The organism is Mesorhizobium sp. 128a (genome assembly GCF_053848025.1).
The window spans coordinates 25,883-39,411 of sequence record NZ_JBSPKY010000012.1; the positions used below are offsets into that span (position 1 = coordinate 25,883).

Genomic DNA, 13,529 nt, shown 5'->3' on the forward strand with positions numbered 1-13,529 from the left:
TCCTGGAATCCCTATCAACAGCATTCGTTTCGCGCGTCACCCCAACGCCGCGCGATTGCCGGCGTCCCTGCGCCGGCATGGTGGGCCTGTCTGTCCCGTCTGGCATGGCCCACCACTCTTTTTCGTCCGGCCGTTCATTGTCGTCTCCGCATTCCGTCGCTGGAAATGGAGATAGCAATGACCGGCGACACGGACTTGGAAACTTCGAGCGCGAGCTTGGAAAATCTTACCAAGGCCCACGGCGGGCCGAGGTCGGGCGGTGGCATCATGTCTAGCGTTGCCAACGCCTACTCCGCCGACAACAGATCACCGCGGGACGTCATTCGCGACGTCGGCGAACTGCTGTTGCCGAAGGCGCCGGCTCGCTACCAGTACGAGCCGATCTACAAACGGCTGCTCAAGGCAGTGCCGGAGAAATTCCGCGGCAAGGTGACGCCTCGGCGAGTCCGGGCGATCTACAACGATGACGCTCGTCGCGTCGAATGGTACGAGGTCAAGGCGCTACTCGCGATCGAGGCGCTGGAGGAGGCAAGACGTGCAAGGCTCAAACTCGCCGCCACGGCCAACCGTCTGGCAGCGCTCATTGCCGCTGAAGACGCGACTCTGGATGGCGAAGAACGTCGCGAACTGGGGCGACTCGCTGGCGCACTGGATCGCGCCGGAATCAAAGCCGACGGCGGAGACGCCCGGTGACGATTCTCCCGGACTGGACCACACTCCCGAGGTCTGAGCTCGACCGGCTGCTGCAGTGCTATTGCGAGGAAGGCCTCACCGCCTCGGCGATCGCGAAGAAGTTCCTGAACTGCAGCCGGAACTCTGTGATCTCCCGCGTCCACCGGAAGAAGTTCCAGCTCAATAACGGCAAGCCCCGCAAGGGCAAGGTGGGAAGACCACCAGCGTCGGCAGGAGCGCCACCAAAGGCGCCGAAACCAACCAAGCTCGTTCAGCAGACAAGCTCCTGGCGCGGCGCCAACAACCCGCCGGCGTCTGACTTCAAGGCGCGCGCCGAACAGCGTGCCAAATCGCCAGGCCTCCCCGCCCATCTCATCAAAGGCGAGCCGCGCCGGCCTGTCGATCTCGCCGTCGTTCCACAGTCTCTTGGCCTTAAGCTCCTCGATCTCACCGAGCGGACCTGCAAATGGCCGAACGGCGATCCCCAGGCCGAGAACTTCGGCTTCTGCGGAACCACCACAGCCGAGACCGGTCCCTACTGCCGTTACCACGCCCGCATCGCCAGTGCCCCAGCGATCCACCGATTGAGCGTCCCGAAGGGCGCCTGAGCCAGAAGGAAACCTGTATGACTGCCATTCATGAAAGGCCGAACCGTGCGACGCCATCCGAGGCGGCCTCCTTCATCGAGGAGTTCGATCGCATCGAGCAGGACCGCGAGGAACAGCTTCGCGTCCTCGACGCCGACTTCAAAGTGAAGAAGCGGGCGATCCAGAAGATCGCGAACGACGATCAGAAATCGATCCTGGAAGACGCGAAAAAGCAGGGCGTCAACAAGGGCATCATCCGCGCGCTGACCGATGCGCAGAAGCTGCGCCGCAAGGCGGAAGCGATGGCGGAGCGCGCCGACAACAAGATCGACAACCTCGAAGACGACGACCGCGACTTCGCCGTCGATATCAGGACCGCTCTTGGTGCGGATTTTGCCAGCTTCGGGCTCGGCGCCGCTGCGGTGCAGGCCGAGGACGGCGATGATGAAGATGGCGACGAAACCACCAATGCCGTCGTCGCGGCCGTCAAGGGCAGCACCAGCGAAGCCGAATGGGATCAGGCCGGCGGCGCCGCTCCGCACTGAATTGAATTCCCGCGCGAGCGGGATAGGGGCGGCGGTTTGAACGACGCCATGGATGCTGCTGGGTAAACCCGAGAAACGTCAACGTGCAGCGCCTGACCGGCCTTCGGGTCGGTCGCCCCGCCAAAACACTAAGCCCGAAACGGGTACGAGGACTTGGGATGTCGGCACCACGCATACTTGCGCTCGACGCGGCCAGGCGCATGGGTTGGGCCTACGGGCCGGCCGGCGCCTCACCGGTGTCGGGTTCGGTCGAGTGCGCCCAGGAAGGCGCCTCTCGTGGCGCCATCTTCTCTGGCGCGGGACGCTGGATCACCGCCTTTATCTCCGCGCATCCCGTCGACGTCCTCGCCATCGAGGCGCCGCTGCCCGGTTCGTTCGTCCAGGGCCAGACCAACATCAAGACCGCGACGATCCTGCTGGGCCTGCCGGCGGTTCTCGAATTCATGGCCTTCCAGCTGAAGGTCTATCGGCACATCCGGGTCAACCAGGCCTCGGTGAAGAAGCATTTTGCCGGCTCCGGCCGCGGCGACCAGAAGCAGGCCGTGATGGCGAAATGCCGGGCCCTCGGCTGGGTCAAACCTGATGACACGGATCAATCCTTCGACCGTAGCGACGCCCTCGCGGTTTGGTCCTTCATCGAAGCGGATGTGGCGCCGCGCTTCACCCAGCCTGTCGACGATCTCTTTGTCGCCTCGGAGCGCCGCAAGCGCGAGGCAGAGCAGCTCGCCTCTCGATACCAAACCCCAGCTATCCCGGAGCAATTCTGATGGACTACCGACTTGGGGTGCCGGCATGAGCTTACGCCCAACGAACGGCCGTATGCACGGCAACCACGTCTTCAGCCTGGCGCTGGCGATCGGCGTCTTCATCGCCGCCGTCGCCTTCATCATCTTCGTGATGTGCGGTGGTGCAAAGGCCCACGACGCCCTTCCAACCCAGTCGAAACCGCAAGGCTGGAGTTACCCCTTCGCCTGCTGCGCGAATTTCGATTGCCGGCAGACCAAGGTCGGCGAGGTTAAGGAGGGTCCCGATGGCTACCACACTCCGACAGGCGAGGTGGTCCCCTACGGTGACAAGCGCATCAAGGACAGCCCAGACGGCGAGTTCCACTGGTGTTCGCATCAGAGCGGGCTCGATGCCGGCAAGGCGATCTGCCTCTTTGTGCCGCCACGGGGAGCCTGACCATGGCACCGCCCCGCGCCATAGAGTTGCTGTCCTACTTCACCGGCCTCGCCCCGGTCGGGGAGCCGGTCATCATGCATCGCGTCGAGACGATGGCTGACCTCGATCTTGATCACACCACCTACACCCTTTGCCTCAACCATCTGATCGGCAGCGGCTTCGTCCGCCGCGTCGCCACGAAGTGCCTGGTCGTCCTTCGCCGGCCGGAGGAGTTCGCATGAGCCGGCATGAAACCTTCGCCGCCCCGAACCGCCGAGACCGCGAGCGCATCGAGATCCTGGAGGAGGAGAACCGTCAGCTCAAGGCGACGATCGCCAGGCTGACCGGCCGCAACGAGGCCCGCCTCGCCCGCAAGGCCTTCGACCTTACCGAGGCTGAAGCCAGCATTTTCATGATGCTGGTGACCTGCGGTGAGGCGCAATACGGCCAATTACAGGCCTCGATCTACACCGACCGCCATCTCGTCGAGCTGCTCAATCCAGACTGGGCGATCCGGTCGCACATGAAGCGGATCCGCAGAAAGACGCGCCCGCATGGCGTCGACTTCGGAACCGTGTACGGTTTCGGCTACGCTATGAGCGAGACCTGCCGTGCCAAGGCGCGTGCCATCCTGGCGAGGGCGGCTTGATGCGCGTCTTGGTCTCCGCCCCATCCCGTGAAGCAGAGCACGCGCTGCGCGCCGCGGCCGAAGGCGCCGGCTACGAATCCGCTGGCGAAACGCTTCCAAAGGATCTCTGCAGCGCGCTGTACCGCGATCCCGACGCCATCGGAGTGATCCGGGCGACGAACACCGCTTATGCAGCGGTGGTCTGCCGCGACTTCAGAGCCGCTGACGTCAAGAATCTGCTGTTCGTGCTTCTTGACGAAATGCAATGGGATAGCGGTCCCGCCGCGCTTATCCTGCGGTGTGGCGCCGATGACGTGCAACCCGCTCCCATCCACGCCGACGAGTTCGTCGCCAGGCTGAAGGCGCTGCAGCGTCGCGGCGCCTACAACGATCACCTCTTCATCAAGATGCCGGGCTGCATCTATGACGCCGCATCCGGCTTTGTCGAAGCTGGCGGCAAAAAACGCCGTCTGCCACCGGCGGAGGCCAGGCTCCTCACAACCTTGGCTCTGGATCCAAGCAAGGTCTTTTCGAAAGAGGACCTCATGGACCATCTCTACGGCGGCGAGGATGAGCCCGATCAGAAGATCATCGACGTCTTCGTCTGCAAGCTTCGTCACAAGCTCCTCGAAATGAACGGCGGCCTCGATGTCGTGCGCACCGTCTGGGGCCGTGGCTATCGGTTCGAGCCGCTGGGCTTCAAGCCGGTGTTCCGGCAGAGCGTGAGGGCGGCGCGATGAGCAAGCCAATCGCCCGCCGCAAGATCGAGCCAGGCGCTGTCATCCTGATGGGGATGCCCGGCGTATCCATGCCCGCGGAATGGCACATCGGAGAGGTTGTCTGGGTCAGCGGCGACCATGTGCTCGTCATGCAGCAGCACATTGGTGGCGCCGGCGCGCCCTACCCTTGTCTCCACGAGGCCTCCTACATCCGGGCGGTTGGGACTGTATCCGAGCTCGTCGATATTCAAACGCGCTGCCGCAGCGAGTTGAAGCCGCTGACCGACGCTGTACGCGATGCGGAGCAGGCACTGCGCGCCGCTCGTGACGCCGTTTACGCCCGGCTCGACGAGATCGCGGCCGCGGAGCCGATGCGCGATGCCGGAGGTGGCATATGAGCCTCCCCGATTGCGTCGTCTGCGATGGTCGCCGCTTCAACGATGAACGCGGCGCCCCGTTCTGCGAGCGTTGCGAGCCGCTGTTCGCCGCGCATGTCGTCTCGATGCAGACCGACCCGAAAACCGGCGAAGCTTTGGCGGTCTGTCCGTGCGGCTGGACTAGCCGACACCCGTGGTCGAAGCAGGGTCGGGAGGCGCGCGACGAGACCGTCGTTCAGCACTGGCGGTCGATCCGAAGGGCGCGTCGATGACGCGCGAGGTCAGAGACATCCTCGCCGAATGCATGCGCAGAGAGCGCTACGGGCTCATTCGGCCACTGTGGGCTCACGCCGATGACGACAGCCGCGAAGAGGTCCGCCGGCGCGCCGACCATCTTATCCGGATCCTGGCCGACTACGGGGTACGGTTCGACCAGGTTGGCGAACCCACCCCGGCGGCCACACCGACGTCAGCGACGATCGTCGCCAACCAGGTGTTCAACGCGCCGGACACCACGCGCGAGGTCTGCATCGCGGAGCGCGGGTTCTCGATCGTGACCGTCAAGGCCGACGAAACCACTGTCGAACAGACCTTCACGCTCAACGAGGCGATGCTCAACGCCGCCCTCGTCCTTTGCGGTGATCCCGCCGCGAAGACGATCAAGGATCTAGGGAAGCAGCTCGCCGCGGCCGCAGAGATTTATCGTCTCAACGCTGCGGGCATGGGTGGCGGCAAATGACAGGACCGTTGTCCACCGCGAGCCGGCAGCTCGAGGAGCTCGTCGACAGCACCAGTGACTGGGCCGTCGACCTTTTGCGCCGCACCGCCGACGACATGGCCGAGGCGCTGGACGCCGCCGCGATGCGGGATGTCGAAGGCGCAGCGGAATGGCGAAATCTCGGAAAGGAGTCGCGCTATGCAGCAACTCATTCGTGAGGCCGGGGAACGGCCGATAGATCGTCGTTTCGGAATATCATTTCCGAAGCCCGAGGCGATGGCAAAGTTGTCGCCGGCCGATCAGAAGGTCGCCGCGCTGCTCGCCCAGGAAGCTGGCGTCGCCTCGCCGGTCAAGATCGAGGAGCCGGCCGAGGAGGATGACGCGCACGCCCGGCAGACGATCGTCCCGATCGACACGACGGCGCCGGCGCGCCCACTGGGGGAAAACGACATCCGTGTCGGCTCCACATCCAAGGGTGAGCCGGTGGGCATCGATCTCCCGAAACTGATCGACGGTCGCCTCCTCATCCAGGGCAACAGCGGCGCTGGCAAGTCGATGCTGCTGCGCCGCCTTTTCGAGCAAGCCTTCGGCCGCGTCCAGCAACTGCTCATCGATCCCGACGGTGAGTTCTCGACGCTGAAGGAGCACTTCGATGTCGCGGTGCTGACGGCGGCCGACATTCGGCGCGTCGGCGGCCACGCCTTCGCGCAGCATCTTCGCGAGCACCGCTACAGCGCCGTGCTGGACCTGTCCGATGCGACTGCAGAGGACCGGCTCGATCTCGTCGCTGATCTCGCCGAAGGGCTCATGCTTGTTGGCGAGGCGTACTGGCATCCCCTCCTGGTGCTGATCGACGAAGCGCAGACGCTGGCGCCGCACTACGACACCGGCGACGTCACCGCCGACACCCGAAAGCGTTCGACGGCGATGCTTGCCGACGTGATGGGCCGCGGCCGGAAGCGTGGCATCGCCGGCGTCATCGCGACGCAGCGTCTCGCCGAAACCGCGAAGGCTGTGGTTTCGAAGGCCACCAACATTGTTGTCGGCCGCACCATCTTCGATCGCGACCTCGAGAGGGCCGGCTCGCTGCTCGGCTTCACGCTCGGCCACAGCCGCGCGCTGCGCACGCTCGCCGACGGCGAGTTCCTGGCGATCGGCCCTGCAATCGCCGGACCTCGGAGGGTCCGCTTCAAGGCTGGGGCCGTGCTGTCGCGGCACAAGGGCGCCGCGCCGGTCGTCATTGCCCCGCCGACGATATCGGCCGCTGATGCCGCCGCGATGCTGATGGCGGTACCGGATGCCAGGAAAGAAACGCCGGCGGCTGCAGTTGAGCCCGACACCACGACAAATAATCGGCGCGGCTGGAGTGAATCGGACGATGCCATAGTGCGGGACAGCTTCACCAAGGGCCTGAAGCTATCCCAGGTTGCGGCGTTACTGATCGCCAACGGCGGAGCCGCCCGATCTCTCGGTGCCATCTCAGTGCGAGGCCAGACGCTGGGCATCAAGAACACCCGCACCGTCGGCGGATGGACGGACGAGGAATATCAATTCGTTCTTGATGGATATGAGGCCGGCGCCGCGATCGCCGACATCCGCAAGAGCCTCACCGCTGCTGGCTTTGATCGCTCCTTCGGCGCCATTCAGATGGCAGCAATCAAACTCGGCGTCTCCGGTTCGCGCGTCAATCTCTGGACTGAGGAAGAGACCAGAATCGCGCTGGCTGGCCTCGCCGCTGGGAAGACCCACACCGACGTGCTGCTCGATCTGAAGGCCGCCGGATACATCCGTGGACCGACAGCGCTTCACAAGTTCTCGACGAAGCATGGTGTGGTCCGGAAGCGCGATGCCTACACTGAGGCCGAGAATGAGATCATTCGGGCCCGCAAGGCCGAGGGTAAGTCGGTCAAGGAGATCTGCGCGGAGCTTGGCCGCACCGAGAGTTCGGTCGCCGCGCAGTCCAGCAAGCTCGGCATCAAGCAGCGCCGCCCTTGGACCGAGGAAGAACGTCAAATCCTCGTCGACTATCAAGCCGAAGGCAAGAAGCTGAAGGAGGCCGCCGAAAGGATCGGCCGCCCCTATGCAAACGTCGCGGCCGAGGCGCACCGCATGGGCGTCTCCTTCCTGAAACCGACAGCCGAAAGGACACCGACATGACCACCACCACGATTCCGCTTGCCGAGATCGAGCCCGACGAAGCCATCAATGCGCGCCGCTCGCGTACCGACGAGGGCATCGAGGAGCTGAAGGCCTCGATCCGGGCCCACGGTCTCATCCAGGCGCTGCGCGTCCGTCATGACGCCGAGACCGGTAAGCACAAGATCATCGCAGGCCATCGCCGTCATCGCGTCCTGTGCGAGCTCGCCACCGATGGCGACACCGCCGGTGGTGTCCCGGTGACGCCATCTTTCGCAGTGCCCGTAATCATGGGCGACGTCGACGACACCACGGCGCGCGAGCTTAGCCAGGCTGAGAACCTGATCCGCCTCCCCCAGCATGAAGCCGATACCTACGAAACTTTCCGCGAGCTCGCCGATCGCGGGCTCGATGAAGGCCAGATCGCGGCGCGGTTCGGTATCGAACCGAAGCGGGTGCGGCGCATGCTGGCCTTGGGCAGGCTGTCTCCACTCGTTCTCGATTGGTGGCGGGGCGAGGAACGTAGCTCAGAAGCTTTTGCGACAGTCTGCGCCTTCACGTTGGCGCCCTCGATCGAGGACCAAGAGAAGCTGTTCAAGAAGTTGAGCAAGCAGGGTGATGTCCGCGCCTGGGCGGTGAAACGCGCTCTGGGCGCCGACAACCATGAGGCCGCAAGGGCGATCAAGATCGCGGGTCTCGAGGCGTACAAGGCCGCCGGAGGTCGCTACACGCAGGACCTCTTCGGCGACAACCACGTCATCGCCGATCCAGAGATCGCGCAGCAGGTCGCAAACGACAAACTCAAGGCAGTTCTCGATGGACTGCAGCAAGAGGGCTGGTCATGGGTCAGCACGGCAGGCGAGCTTCCCTACAACTGGCACTACAGCTGGTCGAAAGAGAAACCCTCCGACGGAAAGACGACGGCCGACGAAAAGAAACAGATCAAGAAGCTGGAAAAGGCCGACGCCAAGGGAGATGACGCCGCCGCCGATCAGCTCGCCACGCTGCGTAAGGCAATCGCGGATCGTCAGTGGACTCCGGATCAACTCGCAAAGGCTGGCGCCGTGCTCGAAATTGGGCATCACGGCGATCTCAAAATCACGCGTGGTGTAGTGAAACCAGCCGCACCGAGGAAGGTGGCGGCCGACGGCAAGCCAGCCGAGAAGGGTCCGCCGGCGATCTCCAATGCGCTGCATGACAGGCTGAGCATCCAAGCCACCCTGGCGGTTCGAACTGCCCTGAAGGAAGAGCGGCGTCTCGGCCTCGTCGCTCTTTTGGCTGGCTTCTTGGCGCACCGGCACCTCCATACCGACAGTCCCGTGCGGGTCTATCACGATGGATTCCGGCGGACCGGAGGCGTCGAGAAAGAAAGCTTTGCTTCCGCATTCGCGCGTCTCTCCGCGATGTCCGACGCGGAACTATTCGCGGTGGCGGCGGGCTGCGCGGCCGAGGCAGTGCACATGGAGCGTCCCTATGTCGGGAAGCCGCCGTTTGACGCAAACTCTTCGCCGCTGGCCGCCGCGATCGATGCGGCTCGCATGACTGCCGCCTTGCAAGAAAGCTTCGATGCCTCCGACTATTTTAACGGTGCCTCGAAACCCTTCGTCATCCAGGCGATCCGTGAAGCCCTCAACGACGATGAGGCGCGCAAGGCGGAAAAGCTGAAGAAGCCGGATCTCGTCGCCTTTGCGCTGGCCAACGTGCCGAAAACGGGATGGCTGCCGCCGGAGCTGCGCGCGCCGACCTACAGCGGTCCCGGCGAGGCACCAAAGCTGATCGAGGCGCCGCCAACGGAGCCTGATGTCGACGATCTCGCCGACGAGGACGTCGAAGAAGACGAGGCCGCCTGACCAATGGGCCAAGCCATCGACTTCCCAGGCAGCAATACGATGCTCGGCGCCCCAGCAGGCGCCGAGAACGTCGACGACATGCATACCTTCACCAATGGGCATTGCAGCGTGTCGTGCTGGATCTTCACGCAGGAGGAGCTCGACGAGATCGCGCGCACCGGCAAGGTGTTCGTGAGCGTGCTCTCCGGCCGGACGCAACCGCCGATCTTCCTCTCCTCCGAAAGCGTGATGCGTGGCTTCCTTGTCGACTACGGCGGGACGTGGAAGGTGACGCAATGATCCTCGATTTCAGCAACGAGATCGATGAGGCACTGTCAGCCATCAGTGTCACCGGCCTTACATCGCAGCAGACAATGGCGCTGGCCGTGGTGTTCGCGAAGGTGCTCGATCGTGGCATGGCGGCGGAACGTCGGCGCATCCTCGACATCATCGCGCGCAAGGCGCTGAACGCCGCTGAGCTGCGCGCCGAGATCGCGAGGCCGGTGCGATGACCGTCCTCTACATCACAAGGACTCCCACCGCCGAGAATTGGGCGTGGACCAAAGCCACCGATTATCTCGCGAAGGTCGTCTACGAGCCGGAGCCGCGCGCGCCGGTCAAGACAGGCCTGCTCGATGCCTCCGGAACCCCGATCTATCGGCTTGAGGACAGGCAATCGGCCGGCTTTATTGATTGGAGGCGCACTTGAACGAGGTCAACGCCCGCGCCCGCAAGACGCCGATCGGCTGGATAGGCGAGCTCCGCAAGGTGCACCGCTCCGACTACGAACCATATTGCGAGAATGGCGTCGCCATCGTGTTCGCCACCGAGAACGAAGCCGAGGTTGCCGCCTGGCGGGCGCTGCGCGCTCACCTGCAGGCCGCCATCGTTGGATCTGGCGACAAAGCATCGGCGGCGCTGAGTGTCGCCGAGGAGAAGTTCGGCAAGTTGCTGCGCGGTGGCGGCAAGACCGTGGCGGTGGAACGCCGATGACGAAGGGACCGGAATTCAAGACCGAAGCCGAATTGTGCACCGCCTTTGTCGCCGCGATCCCGAAGGGCTGGACCGCCTATGCCGAAACCGCGGGCTACGACATCCTGCTGGTGCGCGATGCCGACGGCCTGCAGATCGGTGTCGAGGCAAAACTTAGGCTCAACGCTGAGGTCGTACTGCAGGCGTCGAAGGAATGGGGATACAACCCCCAGATACCGGCCCCTGATTTTCGCGCCGCGCTCGTCCCTGCCGGGAAGCACGTCGGCGGCATGGCCGAGATCTGCGCCATGCTGGGGATCACCGTGATCAGCATGACGCATCCGCAGGACCACACCGAGAGTCGTTACGGGTGGCGGCCGCCGGCGTTCCGGCCCGATCTGCCGGACAAGAACACGAACCAGTATTGGAGCGGCAAGGAGCACGACTGGTATGATCGCTGCCCCGCGGCGAGATGCACCCTCCCCGACTACGTTCCTGATGTCGGCGCCGGCCACCCCGCACCGGTGGCGCTGACGAACTGGAAAATCCGGGCGATCAAGCTGCTGATCATCATGGAACGCCGCGGCTACGTCACCAAGGCGGATTTCAAGCACGTCAAGATTGATCCCAGCCGCTGGACGCGGGACTGGCTGGAGCGAGGTGTCGAACGCGGCCAGTTCGTCATTGGCAAATACACGCCGGATCTGAAGGCGCAGCATCCCACCAACTGGGCCCAGATAGAAGCCGACTTTGAGAAATGGAAGCCGTCGGACGAGGTGGCGGCATAGCATGTCAGCAGAGGAATTCTCCCGGCTGCTCGCGCAGCATATCGAGCCAGTGGCAAGGATGCTGCTGGGGGAACCAAACCCGCACCTTTCGAAGCCTGGCGTCGAGCTCCGTTGGGGCAACGGCGGATCAATGTCCGTCGACCTGCAGAAGGGCGTCGCCTTCGACCACCAGGACAACGAAGGCGGCGGCACGCTTTGGATGCTGGGCAAGCTGCAGGGCCTCAGCGAAGGCGAAGGTGTGGACTGGCTGCGCGACAATGGCTTCGAGCTGCCAGCGCGCCCCGCCCAGGCCGGCAGCAACCAGAACGCCGGTCCGGGCAAGAAGGAAACCGTTGCGACCTGGGATTACACCGATCGTGATGGCGACCCCATCTTCCAGGTCGCCCGCGTGCAGTACCGCATGCCGGACGGCTGCTGGAGGCTGAACAAGCACGGCAAGATCGAGAAGACCTTCGTACAGCGTCGCCGCTTCGAGGATGAAGCCGACGTCTGGATCAACGGGCTGCTCGACGACGAATACATGCGAAAGGGGCCAGGCCAGAACTGGGCCCGCTATTCGAAGGCCAACTTCGAGAAATGGAAGATGACGGAGCGTCGCCACTTCCCCAGCGTCGGTGAGCTCCCCCTCTACAGGCTGCCCGAGGTCCTCGACGCCATCGCGATGGGCCAAGCCATCCACATCGTCGAGGGGGAAAAAAAGGCTGATGAGCTCTGGAAGGTCGGTATCGCGGCGACCTGCAATGCCGGCGGCTCCAAGAAATGGGCGCCTCATTACAACGAGATCCTCCGCGGCGCCCATATCGTTATGATCCCCGACAACGATGATGTCGGCCGCGTCCATATGGCATTGGTGGGTTCGCAGCTGCGGCCGGTGGCGGCTTCGGTCAGGATCCTCGACATCCGCACGTTCTGGCCGGAAGCCCCGGACAAGGGCGACATCTGGGACTGGGCGCAGACCGGGGCGGATGTCGCCACCCTCTACGACATCGTCGACACCTATTCGAAGCCATGGACGAAGGAACTCCCGAAGTCGCGCTTCAACGCGGTGCCCTTTGCCCGCATCGATGAACCCGGGCAGGAGCACGAATATCTCATCTTCGAGATCCTCACCCGGCATGAGGTCGCCGTGATCTATGGCGAATCCGGATCGGGGAAAAGCTTCGAAGCCATCGACCTCGGCATGGCGGTCTGTCGTGGGGTCTCATTCAACGGTCGTGCCGTCAAGCGCGGCGGCGTCGTCTACCAGGCCGGCGAAGGCGGCATAGGGGTGAAGAAACGCATCCGGGCGTACCGGCAGACCTATATGGACAAGGAAGAAAACCCTGATTTCATCCTGCTGCCGGCGCGGGTCGACCTCTTCGCGAAGTCGGAGGACCCCGAAGACATCGCAACCTCCCGCGGCACCGATGCGCTCATCGCCGAGATCAAGGCCTGGGCGGATACCTTCTCATCATCGCTTGAGCTCGTCGTCATCGATACCTTGGCGACGGCGACGCCAGGCGCCAACGAGAACGCCTCGACGGACATGTCGGTGGTGCTCAACAACCTCGAGCGCATCCGTGACGAATGCAAGACAGCGGTGTTGATGGTCCACCACAAGCCGCGGAACGGGAATAACCCGCGCGGGCACTCCTCGCTGTTCGCTAACGTCGACAACGCGATCGAGTTGGAGATCACATCAAGGGTCGACGTCACCGCCCGGGACGACGGCTCCCAGCTGATCCGCCAGATCCATCGCGCCACTGTGCAGAAGAACAAGGACGGCGAACGCGGTCACGGCTGGGACTTCATCCTCAAGCAGGTTGTCCTCGGGAAGCGACCAACTGGTGAATTGCTCACCAGCGTGGTTTGCGCCGCGCCGGGTGGGCAATCCCCTGAAGGCGGCGACGACAATCGTCTCAGCGATCAGCAAAAGATCGCGATGACAGCGCTAATCAAGGCGCTCGAGGAGTACGGTGAGGCGCCGTCGCCGATGCTCAAGCTGCCGCGAAGCATCACCCGGGTGGTCCGCATGGGGTATTGGCGGCAGGAATACGCGGCGATCAGCCTGGTGGACGACGAGGATCCGAAGAAGAAGTCGGAGCGCATCAAGAAGGGGCTCCAACGCGCAGGCGAACGCTTTCTGGGCGCACGATGGATCGGTCGCGCCGAACCGTATGTCTGGCTCACCGGCAAGCCAGTTCCAGGCTTCAAGCGCGCTTCGGATACCGCGTACGTGGCCGAACCGGAGCCCATCAGCGCCGGCATGGCTGACGTCATCGATGGGGATATCCAGCTGTGATGTCGATGTCCCGTAAATGTCCCCTCGCAGATTTTGGCGCTACACAACGAAAAGCCTTGCAGCATAAGGCGTGCGGCAGGTTTCGCGCCGATGCCGGGACGAGTCAGTTACAGAAC

General features: G+C 63.8%; 20 protein-coding genes. All 20 read left to right on the top strand.

Going from position 1 to position 13,529, the window contains the following annotated elements; genetic code table 11:
* The first annotated feature begins 177 nt into the window (after nt 1-177).
* Nucleotides 178-693: a hypothetical protein gene (locus ACWTU9_RS20060; protein ID WP_455859783.1), complete on the top strand. Its 516-nt coding sequence runs from the start codon at nt 178-180 to the stop codon at nt 691-693.
* Nucleotides 690-1,280, top strand: coding sequence for a GcrA family cell cycle regulator (locus tag ACWTU9_RS20065; RefSeq protein WP_455859784.1), 591 nt, complete (start codon nt 690-692; stop codon nt 1,278-1,280). Before ACWTU9_RS20060 ends, ACWTU9_RS20065 begins: the two co-directional genes overlap by 4 nt.
* 17 nt (nt 1,281-1,297) lie before the next feature.
* Entirely contained in the window at nt 1,298-1,804 is a 507-nt protein-coding gene (locus ACWTU9_RS20070) for a hypothetical protein (protein ID WP_455859785.1), read from the top strand.
* Nucleotides 1,805-1,962: 158 nt separating this feature from the next.
* On the top strand, nt 1,963-2,571 hold the full coding sequence (locus tag ACWTU9_RS20075; protein ID WP_455859786.1) for a hypothetical protein: 609 nt from the start codon (nt 1,963-1,965) through the stop codon (nt 2,569-2,571).
* Nucleotides 2,572-2,701: 130 nt separating this feature from the next.
* Nucleotides 2,702-2,986 (top strand): hypothetical protein, encoded by a 285-nt coding sequence (locus tag ACWTU9_RS20080; protein ID WP_455859945.1) that lies wholly within the window; start codon nt 2,702-2,704, stop codon nt 2,984-2,986.
* A gap of 2 nt (nt 2,987-2,988) precedes the next feature.
* Entirely contained in the window at nt 2,989-3,207 is a 219-nt protein-coding gene (locus ACWTU9_RS20085; RefSeq protein ID WP_455859787.1) for a hypothetical protein, read from the top strand.
* Nucleotides 3,204-3,614 (top strand): helix-turn-helix domain-containing protein, encoded by a 411-nt coding sequence (locus tag ACWTU9_RS20090; RefSeq protein ID WP_455859788.1) that lies wholly within the window; start codon nt 3,204-3,206, stop codon nt 3,612-3,614. The genes ACWTU9_RS20085 and ACWTU9_RS20090 overlap by 4 nt, the downstream gene beginning before the upstream one ends.
* The gene (locus ACWTU9_RS20095; protein ID WP_455859789.1) at nt 3,614-4,333 is read left to right on the top strand and encodes a winged helix-turn-helix domain-containing protein; all 720 of its coding nucleotides are present in this window, start codon (nt 3,614-3,616) and stop codon (nt 4,331-4,333) included. The genes ACWTU9_RS20090 and ACWTU9_RS20095 overlap by 1 nt, the downstream gene beginning before the upstream one ends.
* Complete coding sequence (locus ACWTU9_RS20100; protein ID WP_455859790.1) at nt 4,330-4,710, top strand: hypothetical protein; 381 nt, start codon at nt 4,330-4,332, stop codon at nt 4,708-4,710. The genes ACWTU9_RS20095 and ACWTU9_RS20100 overlap by 4 nt, the downstream gene beginning before the upstream one ends.
* Entirely contained in the window at nt 4,707-4,961 is a 255-nt protein-coding gene (locus ACWTU9_RS20105; RefSeq protein ID WP_455859791.1) for a hypothetical protein, read from the top strand. Before ACWTU9_RS20100 ends, ACWTU9_RS20105 begins: the two co-directional genes overlap by 4 nt.
* The gene (locus ACWTU9_RS20110; RefSeq protein ID WP_455859792.1) at nt 4,958-5,428 is read left to right on the top strand and encodes a hypothetical protein; all 471 of its coding nucleotides are present in this window, start codon (nt 4,958-4,960) and stop codon (nt 5,426-5,428) included. Before ACWTU9_RS20105 ends, ACWTU9_RS20110 begins: the two co-directional genes overlap by 4 nt.
* Complete coding sequence (locus tag ACWTU9_RS20115) at nt 5,425-5,625, top strand: hypothetical protein (RefSeq protein WP_455859793.1); 201 nt, start codon at nt 5,425-5,427, stop codon at nt 5,623-5,625. The genes ACWTU9_RS20110 and ACWTU9_RS20115 overlap by 4 nt, the downstream gene beginning before the upstream one ends.
* A gap of 58 nt (nt 5,626-5,683) precedes the next feature.
* A complete protein-coding gene (locus ACWTU9_RS20120; protein WP_455859794.1) occupies nt 5,684-7,564 on the top strand; it encodes a helicase HerA domain-containing protein in 1,881 nt (626 codons plus the stop codon).
* Nucleotides 7,561-9,393, top strand: a complete 1,833-nt coding sequence (locus ACWTU9_RS20125) for a ParB/RepB/Spo0J family partition protein (protein ID WP_455859795.1) — start codon at nt 7,561-7,563, stop codon at nt 9,391-9,393. The genes ACWTU9_RS20120 and ACWTU9_RS20125 overlap by 4 nt, the downstream gene beginning before the upstream one ends.
* A gap of 3 nt (nt 9,394-9,396) precedes the next feature.
* Complete coding sequence (locus ACWTU9_RS20130) at nt 9,397-9,672, top strand: hypothetical protein (protein WP_455859796.1); 276 nt, start codon at nt 9,397-9,399, stop codon at nt 9,670-9,672.
* Entirely contained in the window at nt 9,669-9,884 is a 216-nt protein-coding gene (locus ACWTU9_RS20135; protein WP_455859797.1) for a hypothetical protein, read from the top strand. Before ACWTU9_RS20130 ends, ACWTU9_RS20135 begins: the two co-directional genes overlap by 4 nt.
* On the top strand, nt 9,881-10,081 hold the full coding sequence (locus ACWTU9_RS20140; RefSeq protein ID WP_455859798.1) for a hypothetical protein: 201 nt from the start codon (nt 9,881-9,883) through the stop codon (nt 10,079-10,081). Before ACWTU9_RS20135 ends, ACWTU9_RS20140 begins: the two co-directional genes overlap by 4 nt.
* Complete coding sequence (locus ACWTU9_RS20145; protein WP_455859799.1) at nt 10,078-10,365, top strand: hypothetical protein; 288 nt, start codon at nt 10,078-10,080, stop codon at nt 10,363-10,365. The genes ACWTU9_RS20140 and ACWTU9_RS20145 overlap by 4 nt, the downstream gene beginning before the upstream one ends.
* Nucleotides 10,362-11,132, top strand: a complete 771-nt coding sequence (locus ACWTU9_RS20150) for a hypothetical protein (protein ID WP_455859800.1) — start codon at nt 10,362-10,364, stop codon at nt 11,130-11,132. Before ACWTU9_RS20145 ends, ACWTU9_RS20150 begins: the two co-directional genes overlap by 4 nt.
* Before the next feature lie 199 nt (nt 11,133-11,331).
* Complete coding sequence (locus ACWTU9_RS20155) at nt 11,332-13,413, top strand: AAA family ATPase (RefSeq protein ID WP_455859801.1); 2,082 nt, start codon at nt 11,332-11,334, stop codon at nt 13,411-13,413.
* The last annotated feature ends 116 nt before the right edge of the window (nt 13,414-13,529 follow it).